Below are 15,364 nucleotides of genomic sequence, written 5' to 3' on the forward strand. Positions count from 1 at the left end.
ATGTTTTCAGACGAATTAAAGAATATCAGTTGGGAGGAGACCACGGAGCGCATTGCTCGAATGACCGATAACGATGTGCGCCGTGCCCTCGCCAAGGACCATTGCGATGTGAACGACTTCATGGCGCTGCTTTCACCGGCTGCCGAGCCATACCTGGAGGTGATGGCGCGTCTTTCCCGCAAATATACCGAGGAGCGCTTCGGCAAGACCATGTCGATGTTCATTCCTCTCTACATCACCAATTCATGCTCAAACTCCTGCGTGTATTGCGGTTTCCATCGTGAGAATCCGATGGCCCGCACCATCCTCACCCCAGAGCAGATTGAGAACGAGTACAAGGCCATCAAGCAGTTAGCGCCATTCGAGAACATCCTTCTCGTTACGGGCGAGAACCCGGCAAAGGCTGGTACCCCTTATCTTGCCAAGGCCATCGACATCGCCAAGAAGTATTTCTCTAACGTGAAGATCGAGGTGATGCCGCTCTCTACTGAGGATTACAAGACCCTCGCCGACCATGGCATGAACGGTGTCATCTGTTTCCAGGAGACCTACAATCACGAGCACTACAAGCTCTACCACCCACGTGGTATGAAGAGCAAGTTTGAGTGGCGCTGCGATGGTTTCGACCGCATGGGTATGGCAGGCGTTCACTCCATCGGTATGGGTGTGCTCATCGGTCTGGAGAAGGAGTGGCGCACGGATGTTGTGATGATGGCTCATCACCTGCGCTACCTTCAGAAGCACTACTGGAAGACCAAGTACAGCGTGAACTTCCCTCGTATGCGCCCTGCACAGAACGAAGGTTTCCAGCCGAACTGCTTCATGACCGACAAGCAGTTGGCACAGGCTACTTTCGCCATGCGTATCTTCGACCACGATGTAGATATCTCCTACTCTACCCGTGAGCCAGCCTACATCCGTGACAACATGGCAACACTGGGTGTCACCACCATGTCGGCAGAATCAAAGGTAAATCCTGGTGGTTACCATACTTATCCTCAGGCGCTGGAGCAGTTCACCGTGAGCGATGAGCGTACTGCCAAGGTAATCAATGCGAGATTGAAGGAATTGGGCAGAGAGCCAGTATGGAAGGATTGGGATGCCTCATTCGATTTGTTTGGAAATATCGCAAACGGATAATTTTACAGAGCAGCACGCCCTGAAAGGAAAAAAACTGCAAGCAGCACGCCCTGAAAGGGCAGAAGCTCCTAGCCCAGGGCATCGCCCTGGGTTTAGAATGTGATATAACAAAGTCGCCCTGTAAGGGCAAAAGCTTCTTATATTTAAAGCTTTTGCCCTTACAGGGCGACTTTCTTGCTTATGCGTAACCCAGGGTGTTACCCTGGGCTAGGAGCTTCTGCCCTTTCAGGGCGTATGGAGATAAACTATACATACCATCCAAGGCGTTTGGATGTAATCCAAAGGCTTATTCCTTCAGCCATCCACCTATCAGATCGATGATTTCTTGTTTTGTTGGCTCAGGGAACGACAGGATGCGGGTGAGATGTGAACCGCCATGACACATATAGACATGCAGGTTCTTCTTGTTCTTGGTGAATGGCAGACCATAGATGCCCGATGCACCCCATGGGTCGATGTCACCATAAATATATACCATCTTCGGATCGTTCTTGGTCAGGAAATCCACGGTATAATTGTAAAGCTTTGGCGAGAACTCCACGTTCTCGGCACCCTTCGGCACCATCAGCTTCTTCAGATAACCCTTTGGCGACTTGATGCTCAGGTATCTCTTGAATGGCTTGGTGTAATAGCCGTAATATCCCAACTCCCTGGCAGCCTGCACATCAAACGGAGAGGTGGCATTGTAGTTGGTGAAATACTCCGGCTCACACATGTTGATCCAGTATTTGAACACCTGGTCGTCGGTGGTATCATTCGTAGGAATCTTCTTGATGTCCTCACCCCACTGCCAGAAGGCGAAGGCATACTCAAACACCGAGTAATCGAAAATCTCGGCGATAGGAGCATTGAAGCGATACTGCTTCTCGCTGCAATATTTTTCGAACATCGGCAGCAGTGCAGCCTTGCGCCTGAAGAGCAGCAGCTGGAAGTTGAGCACCTTCTGTCGGTTCTCCTTGGTAGAAACCTCATGCTGCAGGAACTTCTCGTGTCTGCCATCCTCCACGCCCTTGTTCAGCGGTGCAACGTATGGCACGGAGATGTCCACATCATTCGGGAAGTAGGCGCGGTAGAACATCGTGGTCTGTCCGCCCTTGCTGATACCCGTGGCAATCCACTTGCCCTTATACATCGCATGCAGAGTCTGGTTTACGTGGTGCAGATCGTAGAGCGAGTTCTCCACGGTGAGGTAATCCCAGTTGCAAGGACTAGGCATCGACTTGTCGAAATATCGGTACTCCACGGTAATGATGTTGGTATCGAAGAGCTTGGAAAGTTCCTCGATGTAATCCTCACGCAGCGCATACTTGGCGTTGTAGCCTTCTGTTACGAGCACGGTAGGACGGTCGAATCCTCTGTGGCAGAGAATCACTCGCTGCTCAAAACTACCCTTGGAAGCATCCTTGGCATCCAGTTGCTGCTTGATGAAGAACACATATTTTTCCGGGAAATGCGTACTCTTCAGCGTTTCCACATCACTCACTTCAGGCAGTGCCGCCAACAGCTTGCCCGCCTCTCCCAGTTCTGCCGCCAGCATCTGCAGAGGCAGGATGAAGAGCAGCAGCATCAATTTCAAGGATCTCAAATTCAATTTCATTTTCGTCTCTCTTTTATGTTTTCTCTTTTTAAACTTTCGTTGGTAATCTCCACATATTTCAAATATTATGCAAAGGTAAGGATTTATTTTCATCCGGCAAAGAGAAACGACATCTTATTAGCATTTTTACGATAAATTCCTGTTATTATGATAATTTCCCGTTATTCCCGCTATTACGATAAATTCCCGTTATTACGAGGATAATCAAGACTATTGGCTCCATTCTCATGTCTTCCCTTCAACCTTCTATATTCCGTAGGCGAATATCCCAGATGGGCCTTCACGTATTTGCCGAAGAAGGAAAGATTAGGGAAATCCAGATAGGCACAGATTTCCTTGATGCTCATATCGGAATGTGAGAGAAGGCGGTTGATGTCTTCTACCGTATATTCCGTAATCCAGTCATTGGCTGTCTTGCCACTGTTGCTCTTACAGACATCCGAGAGGTATTTGCTGGTAATACACAGTTTCGTACTGTAGTATTCCAGTTTCCTTGGTTTTACTTCCATGGAAGTCAGCAGGTCGATGAATTGCTTGAAGAGCAGACTGCCTCTCGACATGTGGAGAGATTCCCTCTGCGGAGTAACCTGCTCGATGATGCTCAGCAGACAGAACAGGAAGGAACTGACCAGACTGCCCACAATCTGCTTCTTGTACTTGGTATCTGCTTTTACCAGCTGCTCAGCCAGCAAGGCATGATACTTCTCGAAAGTCTTCATGCTCGACTCATCAATATGAATGATAGGCTGGTTCTTCAGGTAGAAAGAGATATCTACCACATCACCGATATGCAGCATACTGCGGGCTATCTGAGAAGAGAGACAGACCGCCTTCGCCGTAAAGTCGATGCTGAACAGGCAATCGTTCATGATAGTATTAGGCTGGCAGATGATAATATCATTGGAAGAGGCAGTAGCTTCTTCCTTATTCGTCCGCATAGCCACGCGTCCCTGCTTGATGACGATAATCAGCAGGAAATCCACCTTGATGGCCTGCAGCTTAGAGAAGTTGCGCAGGTCATCAATGATAACGACATCATTATCAGCATAGCCAACAAACTCCACGTTTGTCAACTGCTCCATGTCCCTTATATCTATTTTTTCAAAATTTGCCATATTGCGATGTTTTTGCTGGCAAATTTAGCAAAAAAAAGCCACATCTAGTAGTTTAAACTGAAGAATTATTGTTCTTTTAGATAACTACTCGCTCAAAAGACCGGTAAATCCGACAATTAGAACACCGCAGAGTGTTCTATTTGTAGTAATTTTGCCACGTCAATTATAAAAAAGAAAGAAAAGAATGAAGAAAAAAGTATTAATGCTTGGATTGTTGTCGCTTGCGCTGATTGATGCACATGCCGCAGGCAACTCCTGGTCACTCGACTCGCTGAGAGCCAAAGCCATCAGCAACAACAAGGCACTCCTTATGGCAGGTCAGAAAAAGGTAGCAGCTTCTTACACCCGTAAATCTGCCGCCACCAACTACCTGCCGAAGGTTTCAGCCACAGGTGCATATATGTACACAAGCCGCGAGCTTTCCTTGCTGAGCGATGAGCAGAAAACCTCCTTGTCTAATATAGGAACAGGACTTTCCGCTGTGGTTCCCAATCTCGCCCCGATGAGTTCTGCCATCAACACCGCCGGACAGGGAGTAGTAGATGCCCTGCATACCGACACCCGCAATGCAGGCGTAGTGGCGGTGATGCTGACCCAACCTATCTATATGGGTGGCAAGATCAGAGCCTACAACAAGATTACCCAATATGCCGAAGAGGCTGCTGGAACCCTGTACGACAAGGAGTTGCAGGATATCATTGTAGATGTAGATGAAGCCTACTGGAATCTGGTGGCACTATACAGCAAGAAGAAACTTGCCGAGGGCTACAAGGCGCTGGTTGACAAACTGGAAGGCGATGTAGAGAAACTGGTGAAGGAAGGCATGGCTACCAAGGCCGACCTGCTGAGCGTGAAGGTAAAGGTGAACGAAGCCGGCGTATCGCTCATCCAGGTAAACAACGGCATTGAACTCTCAAGAATGAATCTCTGCCGAATCTGTGGACTCGCAATGAACGAACCCGTAGAAGTGGAGGATGCCATCGACGAAAAGAATCAGAATGCCAACATCATGGGTCAGGCAGATATGGTCAGCTCAAAGTCAGACCACCTGGTGCAGCAGGCAGAAAGCAACCGCAAGGAACTGCAGGCCCTGGGACTCCAGAACCGGATCTACGAAGAGAAGATCAATCTGGCACGTGCCGAATATCTGCCTAAGGTGGCGCTGATGGGAGGCTATCTAGCCAGCAACCCTTCGGTGTTCAACAGCTTCGAGCGCAAGCTGAAAGGCATGTGGAACGTGGGCATCACCCTGAATGTACCCATCCTTACCTGGGGCGACCGATCCTACAAGGTGAAAAGTGCCAAGGCAGAAGCCCTGATGCACCGGTATGAAACCGAAGAGGTGAAGGAAAAGATAGAATTGCAGGTGAACCAATGCCGACAGAAACTGCAGGAGAGCATGGAGCGATACCAGACCACCCTGCGCAGCGTGGACGAGGCTGAAGAAAACCTGCGCTATGCCAACCTGGGAATGAAGGAAGGCGTGATTACGCTGAGCAATGTGATGGAAGCACAGACGGCATGGCTGAAAGCCAAATCGGAATGGGTAAACGCACAGGTGGATGTACGCCTTGCCAACCTCTATCTGAGAAAGGCCGTAGGTTCCATCGACACCCATATATAATATATGAGGTATATATATAATGTATAACAACATGAATGTTTAATCAGAAAATACTCAGAAATGAAAAAGAATAGAATCATAACCAGTGTTTTGGCAATGGCCCTGGTGCTCATTGCTGTCATGATCGTCGTCATCACAGTAGGACTGTTTAAGACCACCAAGGAAGAAACCCTGGAAGGACAGGCAGAAACCACCGACTACCGACTTTCTTCCAAGGTACCTTCACGCGTGTTGGAACTGAGAGTGAAGGAAGGCGACTTTGTTCACAAGGGAGATACACTCGTGGTACTCGAAGCACCGGATGTGGAAGCCAAGCTCTCGCAGGCTACAGCTGCCTACGATGCAGCCAAGGCTATGGAAGACAAGGTATATAGCGGTGCCCGACAGGAGGAAATACAGGCAGCATACGAGATGTGGCAGAAGTCTATAGCAGCCGTAGATGTTACCCACAAGACCTACAACCGCGTGCAGCGCCTCTTTGACAGCGGCGTGATGGCTGAGCAGAAACGCGACGAGGCGAAGGCGCAATACGATGCAGCCATCGCCACCGAGAAAGCAGCCAAGGCTAAATACGACATGGCGGTAAACGGAGCACGAAAAGAAGAGAAGTCGATGGCACAGGCACAGGCAAACCGCGCCAAGGGAGCCATTGCCGAAGTACATTCCTACATCAAGGAGACGGTGCTGACAGCCACAGCCGACGGAATGGTAACCGAAATATTCCCAGAGGTAGGCGAACTGGTGGGCACTGGTGCACCCATCATGAATGTATCAGTAGTAAAAGATGTATGGTTCGTCTTCAATATCCGTGAAGACAAGCTGAAGGGCTATTCCATCGGCACCCAGGCAGAGGTATATGTTCCAGCCGTGGACAAGACCATCCCTGTGCGCATCACCCTGATGAAGGACGTAGGCTCCTTTGCCGTATGGAAAGCTACCAAGGCTCTCGATGATCTCGACCTGAAGACCTTCGAGGTGCAGGCTCACCCATTGCAGCCAGTAAGCAACATCATGTCGGGCATGTCGGCAGTATTGAAAAAATCATCCTCTGCCACCAGCGAAGCCCCAAAGAACAACAGCAAATAATCAACAATCATCATGAACATCATTAGCAAGACTATCAGAAGGCTCGCCATGATAGGCAAAAGAGAACTGAAGATGTATTCGCATCGCCCACTCTTCCTCTTCTGCATGATCATTGCGCCGCTGTTCTGTCTCATATTCCTCACCTCACTGATGGATGCCGGCCTGCCTACCAAGATGCCAGCAGCGATGGTGGATGAAGATGATACCCACATCACCCATACCATCACCCGCATACTCGGCTCGATGGAGGGCGTGAAGATCATCCGCCACTATCCTACCTTCGGCGAGGCAAGAGAAGCCATGCAGCGGGGAGAAATCTATGCCTTCTTCTATCTTCCCAAGAAGACCACTGAGAAGGCTCTGGCAAACCGCCAGCCCCGCATCTCGTTCTATACCAACGAGTGCTATTATGTGCCGGGTAATCTGCTGATGCGCGACATGCGCTATGCTTCAGAGCTTACAGGTCTAGCCCTGACCCGGGAATCGCTCTATGCCCACGGCATGAACCCACGACAGGCGATGGGCGTGATACAACCCATCAAGATAGAGACACATCCGCTCAACAACCCTTACCTTGATTATGCAGTATATCTCAACAATATGCTCATCCCCGGAATCTTCATCCTCCTGGTGATGCTCTCGGCAGCCTACACCATCGGACTGGAATGGAAACGCGATACGCAGCTTGTACTCTATCGAATATCGGGCAACTCTCCGCTCACCGCCCTCATGGGAAAACTCTTGCCACAAACCCTGGTATTCTGGCTCATCTATATCCTCTATGCCGTATATTTCTACCGCTATCTGCAATATCCATGCAACAGCGGCATCATGGCGATGATAGGCGTGGGCATGCTCACGGTACTGGGAGCACAGGGATTTGCCACCTTCCTCTTCGGGGTGAGCGGACAGATGCGACTCTCCATGTGCCTCTGCTCGCTCTGGGGCATCCTTTCGTTCTCGCTGGCAGGTTTCACCTATCCGGTAACGGCGATGGACCCTATCCTGCAGAAGCTCAGCGTTCTCTTTCCTCTGCGCCACTATTATCTGCTGTATGTCAACCAGGCACTCAACGGGTATAGCATCGCATACGCCTGGCATAGCGTGCTGGCACTGGCGATATTCGCCCTGCTGCCACTGCTCACGCTGCACCACTATCGCAGTTTATTCACCAAAGTTAAGTACATACCATAATGACAAAGTCTATCATAAATATCATACAGATTTGGATGACGGAGCTGAAGGAAATCATGCACGACAAGGGCATTATGATTTTCATCCTCTTCGTGCCGCTGTGCTATCCGCTACTCTACTCCTACGTCTATACCAACGAGGTGGTGCGCGAAGTGCCGTTTGCGGTGATTGATGACTGCAACAGCAGCATGAGCCGTGAGTTCATCCGTAAGATGGATGCCACGCCCGAAGCCCACATGGCTGCCCACTGCAACGATGTGAGCGAAGCCCGCCAGCTGCTGATGGAAAGGAAGATTTATGGTGTGGTGCGCATCCCCAAGAATTTCAACCTTGACATTTGGAGAGGCGAACAGACCACCGTAGGACTGTATTGCGACATGAGTTCGCTGCTCTATTACAAGGCGTTGCTCCTTGCCGCCAACAATGTTTCGCTGGATATGAACCGCGACATCAAGGTAGATAATCATCTGCATCCGATGACCCGGCAGGATGAAGAGATAGCCCGGATGCCGATAGAATACGACTACATCAGTCTCTTCAACCCGCAGAGCGGTTTTGCCGCCTTCCTGATACCACCGGTGCTGATGCTTATCCTGCAGCAGACGCTGTTTCTGGGCATCGGCATGTCGATGGGAAACCAGCGCGAGAAATGCCTCGCCCGCATGCTGCCCAAGCGCAAGTGGTACAGAAGACCGGTGGATATCGTCCTGGGTAAGGCCATCTTCTACTTTATTCTCTATCTGCTGATGGCGATATATGCCTATGCCGCCGTAACCCGATGGTTCAGTCTGCCTGATGTGGGCGATTATTTCGTGTTTCTGAGGTTCATCATTCCGTACCTCCTTGCCTGCATCTTCCTGGCAATGGTACTGTCGGTACTGGTTTACCGGAGGGAAGACTGCATCATGCTGTTCGTCTTCCTGTCGGTGCCCTTGCTATTCATGTCGGGCATTTCGTGGCCGGGTTCAGAGATACCAGAGTTTTGGAAGTATGTATCCTGGCTCTTCCCTTCAACGTTTGGCATGAACGGCTACCTGCGCATCATGGGCACGGGGGCATCCATCGAGGATATTCATCATGAATATGTTGGTTTGTGGTGCCAGGTGGGTGTGTATGGCATCCTTGCCTGCATCATGTACCGCCTGCGCCTGAAAGCAATCGTCAAGCGGCTTTCATCTGCCAAGAACAGACAGAAGATTTATCAGGAGGAATAACTCCGTAAGATTGTATCCGAAACATACTACTGACACTATATAAAGAAATCTTTTTTGTAATGCGCAATTGCCCCTCACCAGCCTAACTTTGTTTTTTTTCATCCTTTCAAAGCGGCTGGTGAGTTTTTTGTTTTATCATATTTTCGGATTATACATTCACTTCATCTTTATTTTATCTAACATTATCTTGATGATTCCAAAAATATTTTGTATTTTTGCATGCGAATTCAAATTTCAGAGAACAAGAAGTCAGAATATAGAAAACAAGAAATCAAACAAATAGAAATATATGGCTAACTTACAACAATCAACATCCCGTTTTTCGGATACCAAACCGCATTATGCCCTGCTCGACGGATTGCGTGGCGTGGCAGCATTGCTCGTGGTGTGGTATCATGTGTTCGAAGGCTACCAGTTTGCATCCGGCTCAGCCATCATCCAGGAAATCAACCACGGCTATCTGGCGGTTGACTTCTTCTTCATCCTTTCCGGTTTCGTCATCGGCTACGCCTACGATGACAGATGGGGAAAGACATTGACTCTTGGGAAATTCTTCAGGCGACGCCTCATCCGCCTGCATCCGATGGTGGTGATGGGTGCCCTCATCGGACTCGTGATGTTCATCCTTCAGGGAGCAGTAACCTGGGAAGGCACTCCAGCTTCGGTACCTGCGATGATGATAGCCCTGCTCTGCGGACTGCTGATGATTCCCGCCCTGCCGGGTTGCGGATACGAGGTGAGAGGCAATGGCGAAATGTTTCCACTCAACGGACCCGCCTGGTCGCTCTTCTTCGAGTACATCGGCAATATCCTCTATGCCCTTTTCATCCGGAGGCTATCCACCAGAGCTCTGGCTATTCTCGCCGGAATCCTATCCATCCTGCTGCTTTGGTTCACGGCTACGGATGTATGCGGATATGGCATGTTTGGTGTGGGCTGGACGCTGGATGGTCTCAACTTCTGGGGTGGACTTCTGCGCATGCTCTGCCCGTTTACGATAGGAATGCTGCTGTCCCGTGTTTTTCATCGCATCCAGTTCAAGGTAAAGGGTGCGTTCTGGATCAGTTCCATCATTCTTCTCCTGCTCTTCCACGTACCTTATATAGAGAGTACGGTTGGCGGCAGTAGTGTGGGCAGCGCTGATGGCATCGTGGAGAATGGCATCATGGAGAATGGCATCATGCTGAATGGTGTTTTCGAAGCAGTGTGCATCCTTCTGATATTCCCGGCGATAGTATGGCTGGGAGCGAACGGAACAACAACCGACCGTTTCAGTACCCGCGTCTGCACGTTCCTGGGCGACATCTCCTTCCCGCTCTACATCGTGCACTATCCGTTTATGTATTACTTCTATTCGTGGCTCATCGAGAAGCAGCTCTTCACGCTTGGTGAAACCTGGCCCGAGGCGCTCATCACCTGTGGAGTTTCGATAGCAGCCGCCTGGTTATGCCTAAAGTTCTACGACCTGCCAGTGCGCAGATGGCTGGCGAAGAAATAACATATCCTCTAAACGAGGGAAAAAACGTCAGGCGTCCCGACGGATTTCCGTTCCGACAGGACGCCTGACGTTTTTTATCTAATCCTAATGATAATCCTTTCTTTCTATCCTCCTGGCTCGCATGTTCAGCTTACGAGGGTTTTGGCGCAAATCCCAGAGATCCACAATTCTAACAAGATTTGAATCTTCATCATAGAAATAGATAATCTTGAAGTTCTTCATGATGATAGCACCACGATACTTTTGCCATTTCTGCAATTCAGGAACAAAAGGATAGCCAGTAGGCATCATTTCCAAGCGATGCCTAATTTTCTCATACTCAGCATTCCAATTCTTCACCGTTTTCCTTCCAAATTCAGAGAGTGCATATGCCACACACTTTCGAAATTCTACAAGAAAAAGCCTTTCAACTTTAATTTCCACTATTTCCATCCCGGTATTGCCTTTCGCATCTGCGCTTCAAATTCATCTATGGAAATCCAATGGTCTGGATCATCCAAGTATTTCTCAACCTCAGCACAATGCTCCATCACCTGCTCCAAAGAGCGCCCCATAGGATAGGAATCGGTGTCGTAAGCCTCATCCCATGATACAGATGATGAAACTGATGATGCCAAACGATGAGTAGGCGATGGTTCGCAGACCTTATCCCCTGCTATCTCCGATTCCTCGATATGATATTTCTTTTCCTTCATATTTCTTTTGCTATTAAAGTTCCACGTTACTTATTGGTGCAAAAATACGAAGAAAGATTGAAACTCGCAAGAAAATCTGAAAGAAAATGGCAGAGAACGCTGAAATTTAATGGATTGTGCAGATCTTTTCCCCGCTAGGCGCTCCGACGGATTTGAAATCCGTCGTCAAAAAACGACCTAACCTCTTTAGGCTCTGCGGATTTGAAATCATAAGTGGTTAATAGATTTTTTAACATCTATAACCACTTAATAATCAGTTATTTATTTGCGTATTTCAATTATTTTTTGTACCTTTGTAGGTAGATAAAAACAATAGAAAATAGCAAATATGAGCAAAATAAAGGTACATGCATGGGATATTCTTAGAATGATTCCAGATGAAGAAATCGCAAAAATAGCAAAAGACACGAAGGTGGATTATTGCGCCAAGGTATTAACCGGTGAGCGCCTTTTCTACCTTCTTGTCTTTGCCTTCTTATCTGCCGACCATGTTAGTCAAAGAAGACTTGAGTCAATCTTCAATAATCCTACGTATAAAACTTTGTTCAATGTAGCATTGGATGCTACCGTAACACACGGATCCATATCTACCCGTTTGGCTAATGTAAATCTCGACTTCTTTGAGAAGGCTTTTGATTTATTATATAACCGTCTGTCTCAGCTATATACAGAAAAAGAATTGCAGGCCAAAAACATAGTTCGCATAGATAGTTCCATGGTGGCAGAAACCTGTAACAAGCTGAAGAAAGGATTTACTGTTGGTAAAAAAGCATCAAATAAAACAGAACGCAAACAAATAAAGTATACAGTAGCTTATGATGGCTTTTCTGCTAAACTTGCTGAAGTATTTTCTAAACCAGAATATCTTAGCGAAGACATAGCTATGCCGGCTGTTGTGCAAGAACTGATTAAGTATGACCCAGAACATAACAATCTATACGTTCTTGACAGGGGATTCTGTGCTCTTAAGAATTATGAATTGGTAGAAGATGCAAAGGCTAAGTTTGTAGGACGAATTAAAACTAACCGCAAAATGCAGGTTATAGAAAGCCTTATGACAGAAAACACCAACACTGATTTAGGAAAATTGGAGTTGGTGGATGACCTTGTTGTGTTCCTATATGACAGAGAAAAAAAAGATTTTTCAAATACAAAGTATAGAGTGATAAAGGCTAAATTCAAAACGCCTCGTGATACTACTCGTCCAAATAATAAGGGTAAGGTAAAGCGTGTAGAAAATGAAGTGTTTTTTATAACTAACGACTTTGATATGACTCCACAAGAAATTGCGTTCTGTTACAAAAAGCGCTGGGACATAGAGGTTTACTTTAAGTTTTTAAAGCAGAATTTGAATTTTTCTCATTTTCTGTCTACTAATGAGAATGGCATAAAAGTCATTCTCTACATGACTATTATTACCTCTATGCTGGTTATGATATACAAAAAGGAAAATGAGCTCGGTTTTTCTATTGCGAAATTTAACTTTTACCTTGAAATGCAAGAATGGGTTGGGGCGTTGTTAGTGGTTATTAATGGTGGGGATTTGAGTAAGACTCCATTCAGGCATGTTACTATAAGAAGTAGGATTCCTTAAAAAAGGAAATCCTACTTTATAGAGCAACATGCCTAAAATAATCTTTCAACCACTTATGATTTGAAATCCGCAGCAAGCAAGATTGCAAATCCTTTTTTGCCCATCCAGGTGAGGCGGATTACAAATCCGCCATACCCAAAATGGTCGAACATTCCTTATGTCGGATTGCAAATCCGGCAGGACGCCTAGCGGATTTTAAAGTTCTAATGATAATCCTTTCTTTCTATCCTCCTGGCTCGCATGTTCAGCTTACGAGGATCTTGGCGCAAATCCCAGAGATCCACCAGCCAGAGGATATCTTTCTCTTCATTGTAGAAATTGATAATCTTGAAGTTCTTCATGATGATGGCACCACGATACTTTCTCCATTTCTGCAGTTCAGGTACAAACGGATAACTCTCAGGCATCAACCTCAGCTGATGTTTCATACCAATCAAGCTATCAATCCACTTTTTGGCTGTTTTTCTGCCGAATTCCAACAAAGCGTAATCTACACATTTGTCAAATTCGCTATCAAACAAATCATCTGCCTTTATCTCCATTGCGCAATCTTCTGTTCTAATCTTGCAATCAAATCATCCACTGGATGACCATAGTTCGGGTCATCCAAATGCTTGTCTATTTCTGCGCAATGCTCCATCACCTGCTCCAGCGAGCGACCCATAGGATAGGAATCGGTGTCGTAAGCCTCATCCCATGATACAGATGATGAAACTGATGATGCTGCCGAACGATAAGCTGGCGATGGCTCACAGACCTTATCTCCTGCTATCTTCGATTCCTCGATATGATATTTCTTTTCCTCCATAATTCTCTCGCTTTTAAAGTTCCACGTTTCTTATGTAAAGATGATGCAAAGTTACGAAGAAAGATTGAAACTCGCAAGGAAATCTGCAAGAAAATGGCAGAGAATACCGAAGTTTAATGGATTATAAGGATAATTTCCTCACGCAAAAAGAACAAGAAAGCCAGCCTTCTCCTGCGAAAAGGCTGGCTTTCTTTATCATTATTACAGTAATTTCTATTGCTACTTGTTAAAGTATTTCTTGCCACCCTGCTGGATAACGATGCCCTTGGCATTCTTGCCTACCAGCATGCCAGCCATATTGAAGGTCTTGGCAGACTTCACCGCCTGCGTGCGGGCAAGCTCTGTGATGCCGGTATCAGTCTTGTCGAGCAGATAGATAACATACTGCCCTAAACCACTGCCCTGGCTTTCATAATTACTGATATAAGTCTTGCCGTTGGCACGATAGATGGTAAAGTCATCCCTGTAACCACTATTTGGCACAGAGAACAGATCCTTTCCGTCCTCATCCTTTACTACAAGATAAGACTCATAGTACTTATCCTGTACATCCTTGATTAGAACGATTTTTCCATTCTCAATTCCTTCAATAGGGTATGATGTAGAATCTGCTGGAGCAGATACCTCTCTATAGCTTTCCACCACATACTCATACTTATCGTCATTGTTAAACACATTCTGAGAAAGATATACATCAGAACTCTCATTGCAGTTTACATCATAATCATACACCTCTGTCTGATGGATTCTCTCTGTATTCGTAATCTCATAGCTTTCACGGCTATCATCCTCCTTCCAAGCCAAATTAGAAGTATTAACATCTACTAGCTTCTGGAGTTTCTCTACCCTATAAAGTCCATTGTCTGAAGAATTATAATAATAGAAATTCTCTCTAACTATGAGACCTTCATCTCCCCATCCCTCAAAGTACAGCATATCATTAAATGAACGGAAAGCGAAATTGCCACTGTCATCAGTAAAGAAATCTACCTTTTCTTCACCAAACATCTTAGCAACAGCGGCCTTGAATTCATCCATCGTCGTAACAGGAATCAGAAAACCTTTTTCATAATCGTAGACTCCATCAACAAATTTCCAATATCTTTCCTCATAACCTTTATCAAGAACCTCCTTGGTCTTAAAGTCGGCCAAAGCTTTCATTCGTACTACTTTATTCTTGAACACCTTAGGCTCGTAGCTGAAAGTTTTCGCTACATTAAAGGAAGCATCATAAACCGTGAACTCTGCCGGCTTAATCTCAGTGCTATGACCATCACCTCTATCACCTCCTCTGATGGTTGAATAAGGAGTGATGACACCAGTGGTAGTGAGGCTCTTTGGGATGAAACCAAAACCATCGCCCTTCATCTTAGTCACTTCTGAAACCTGCGCACTGGCAGCCAAAGCCATAACTGTGAAAGCTGAAACAAGTAATGTTCTCTTCATAATTCTTAAATAGATACAAGTTTGGATGTCCGGCAAACTTAGATTAAAACTGATTGTTCATTGTTTCCTGTTTGCTGCAGAAGCCAAGCGCAGGCATCTTTCGCCCTGCTGCTTTTCATCAGATGATTATCAGATGATCTATCCGATTTATTATCCGATCATGCCGGGCGGCGCTTTTGCCGATGCAGCAGTCACATGAGGTCATTCTGCCCTCTGAGTTCATTCATCCTCCAGCAGACTTCACTCCCCTCATGATGACGCTGCAAAAATACACTTTTTTTTGATAACTGCCAAATTATTCTTCAGAAAATTGAGGGCATTCCTTAAAAAACCGGTATTCAAATCGAACTGAT

General features: G+C 46.6%; 15 protein-coding genes. 8 read left to right on the plus strand and 7 right to left on the minus strand.

Features of this window, described 5'->3' with window-relative positions; all coding sequences use genetic code 11:
* The gene (gene thiH, locus V8Z93_RS10540; RefSeq protein WP_254953549.1) at window positions 1-1,140 is read left to right on the plus strand and encodes a 2-iminoacetate synthase ThiH; all 1,140 of its coding nucleotides are present in this window, start codon (window positions 1-3) and stop codon (window positions 1,138-1,140) included.
* A gap of 286 nt (window positions 1,141-1,426) precedes the next feature.
* On the opposite strand, the gene V8Z93_RS10545 is transcribed toward thiH, so the two are convergent.
* Both V8Z93_RS10545 and V8Z93_RS10550 read right to left on the minus strand, forming a co-directional pair.
* Window positions 1,427-2,737, minus strand: a complete 1,311-nt coding sequence (locus V8Z93_RS10545) for a S28 family serine protease (protein WP_439431475.1) — start codon at window positions 2,735-2,737, stop codon at window positions 1,427-1,429.
* Between the two features lie 173 nt (window positions 2,738-2,910).
* Window positions 2,911-3,819 carry a helix-turn-helix domain-containing protein gene (locus V8Z93_RS10550; protein WP_158573423.1) on the minus strand — a complete coding sequence of 303 codons (909 nt, stop codon included), beginning with the start codon at window positions 3,817-3,819 and terminating at the stop codon, window positions 2,911-2,913.
* Window positions 3,820-4,036: 217 nt separating this feature from the next.
* Between V8Z93_RS10550 and V8Z93_RS10555 the strand changes: the two genes are divergently transcribed.
* From V8Z93_RS10555 to V8Z93_RS10575, 5 genes are all read left to right on the plus strand, one after another.
* Complete coding sequence (locus tag V8Z93_RS10555; protein ID WP_439431476.1) at window positions 4,037-5,476, plus strand: TolC family protein; 1,440 nt, start codon at window positions 4,037-4,039, stop codon at window positions 5,474-5,476.
* 60 nt (window positions 5,477-5,536) lie between these two features.
* Window positions 5,537-6,562: an HlyD family secretion protein gene (locus V8Z93_RS10560; RefSeq protein ID WP_203040645.1), complete on the plus strand. Its 1,026-nt coding sequence runs from the start codon at window positions 5,537-5,539 to the stop codon at window positions 6,560-6,562.
* 21 nt (window positions 6,563-6,583) lie between these two features.
* A complete protein-coding gene (locus tag V8Z93_RS10565) occupies window positions 6,584-7,756 on the plus strand; it encodes an ABC transporter permease (RefSeq protein ID WP_119248939.1) in 1,173 nt (390 codons plus the stop codon).
* Window positions 7,756-8,970 (plus strand): ABC transporter permease, encoded by a 1,215-nt coding sequence (locus V8Z93_RS10570; RefSeq protein ID WP_439431477.1) that lies wholly within the window; start codon window positions 7,756-7,758, stop codon window positions 8,968-8,970. The genes V8Z93_RS10565 and V8Z93_RS10570 overlap by 1 nt, the downstream gene beginning before the upstream one ends.
* Before the next feature lie 289 nt (window positions 8,971-9,259).
* A complete protein-coding gene (locus tag V8Z93_RS10575; RefSeq protein ID WP_299333245.1) occupies window positions 9,260-10,468 on the plus strand; it encodes an acyltransferase family protein in 1,209 nt (402 codons plus the stop codon).
* A gap of 84 nt (window positions 10,469-10,552) precedes the next feature.
* On the opposite strand, the gene V8Z93_RS10580 is transcribed toward V8Z93_RS10575, so the two are convergent.
* A complete protein-coding gene (locus V8Z93_RS10580) occupies window positions 10,553-10,807 on the minus strand; it encodes a hypothetical protein (RefSeq protein WP_203040642.1) in 255 nt (84 codons plus the stop codon).
* 83 nt (window positions 10,808-10,890) lie between these two features.
* Complete coding sequence (locus tag V8Z93_RS10585) at window positions 10,891-11,163, minus strand: hypothetical protein (protein WP_439431478.1); 273 nt, start codon at window positions 11,161-11,163, stop codon at window positions 10,891-10,893.
* A gap of 328 nt (window positions 11,164-11,491) precedes the next feature.
* On the opposite strand from V8Z93_RS10585, the gene V8Z93_RS10590 reads away from it, so the two are divergent.
* Entirely contained in the window at window positions 11,492-12,757 is a 1,266-nt protein-coding gene (locus tag V8Z93_RS10590; RefSeq protein WP_439431386.1) for an IS4 family transposase, read from the plus strand.
* Window positions 12,758-12,960: 203 nt separating this feature from the next.
* Here V8Z93_RS10590 and V8Z93_RS10595 read toward each other — a convergent pair whose 3' ends face one another.
* From V8Z93_RS10595 to V8Z93_RS10605, 3 genes are all read right to left on the minus strand, one after another.
* Window positions 12,961-13,299 (minus strand): hypothetical protein, encoded by a 339-nt coding sequence (locus V8Z93_RS10595; RefSeq protein ID WP_439431479.1) that lies wholly within the window; start codon window positions 13,297-13,299, stop codon window positions 12,961-12,963.
* Window positions 13,290-13,565, minus strand: a complete 276-nt coding sequence (locus V8Z93_RS10600) for a hypothetical protein (protein WP_439431480.1) — start codon at window positions 13,563-13,565, stop codon at window positions 13,290-13,292. The genes V8Z93_RS10595 and V8Z93_RS10600 overlap by 10 nt, the downstream gene beginning before the upstream one ends.
* A gap of 219 nt (window positions 13,566-13,784) precedes the next feature.
* Window positions 13,785-15,011, minus strand: a complete 1,227-nt coding sequence (locus tag V8Z93_RS10605) for a hypothetical protein (RefSeq protein ID WP_439431481.1) — start codon at window positions 15,009-15,011, stop codon at window positions 13,785-13,787.
* Between the two features lie 25 nt (window positions 15,012-15,036).
* Between V8Z93_RS10605 and V8Z93_RS10610 the strand changes: the two genes are divergently transcribed.
* Window positions 15,037-15,210, plus strand: coding sequence for a hypothetical protein (locus tag V8Z93_RS10610; RefSeq protein WP_439431482.1), 174 nt, complete (start codon window positions 15,037-15,039; stop codon window positions 15,208-15,210).
* The last annotated feature ends 154 nt before the right edge of the window (window positions 15,211-15,364 follow it).

This window comes from Segatella copri, from assembly GCF_051861805.1.
GTDB lineage: Bacteria > Bacteroidota > Bacteroidia > Bacteroidales > Bacteroidaceae > Prevotella > Prevotella copri_M.

Coding starts and splice junctions, on each gene's coding strand:
- thiH (WP_254953549.1), top strand. CDS start 1: ATGTTTTCAGACGAATTAAAGAATATCAGTTGGGAGGAGACCACGGAG.
- V8Z93_RS10545 (WP_439431475.1), bottom strand. CDS start 2,737: ATGAAATTGAATTTGAGATCCTTGAAATTGATGCTGCTGCTCTTCATC.
- V8Z93_RS10550 (WP_158573423.1), bottom strand. CDS start 3,819: ATGGAGCAGTTGACAAACGTGGAGTTTGTTGGCTATGCTGATAATGAT.
- V8Z93_RS10555 (WP_439431476.1), top strand. CDS start 4,037: ATGAAGAAAAAAGTATTAATGCTTGGATTGTTGTCGCTTGCGCTGATT.
- V8Z93_RS10560 (WP_203040645.1), top strand. CDS start 5,537: ATGAAAAAGAATAGAATCATAACCAGTGTTTTGGCAATGGCCCTGGTG.
- V8Z93_RS10570 (WP_439431477.1), top strand. CDS start 7,756: ATGACAAAGTCTATCATAAATATCATACAGATTTGGATGACGGAGCTG.
- V8Z93_RS10575 (WP_299333245.1), top strand. CDS start 9,260: ATGGCTAACTTACAACAATCAACATCCCGTTTTTCGGATACCAAACCG.
- V8Z93_RS10585 (WP_439431478.1), bottom strand. CDS start 11,163: ATGAAGGAAAAGAAATATCATATCGAGGAATCGGAGATAGCAGGGGAT.
- V8Z93_RS10590 (WP_439431386.1), top strand. CDS start 11,492: ATGAGCAAAATAAAGGTACATGCATGGGATATTCTTAGAATGATTCCA.
- V8Z93_RS10595 (WP_439431479.1), bottom strand. CDS start 13,299: ATGGAGATAAAGGCAGATGATTTGTTTGATAGCGAATTTGACAAATGT.
- V8Z93_RS10600 (WP_439431480.1), bottom strand. CDS start 13,565: ATGGAGGAAAAGAAATATCATATCGAGGAATCGAAGATAGCAGGAGAT.
- V8Z93_RS10605 (WP_439431481.1), bottom strand. CDS start 15,011: ATGAAGAGAACATTACTTGTTTCAGCTTTCACAGTTATGGCTTTGGCT.
- V8Z93_RS10610 (WP_439431482.1), top strand. CDS start 15,037: ATGTCCGGCAAACTTAGATTAAAACTGATTGTTCATTGTTTCCTGTTT.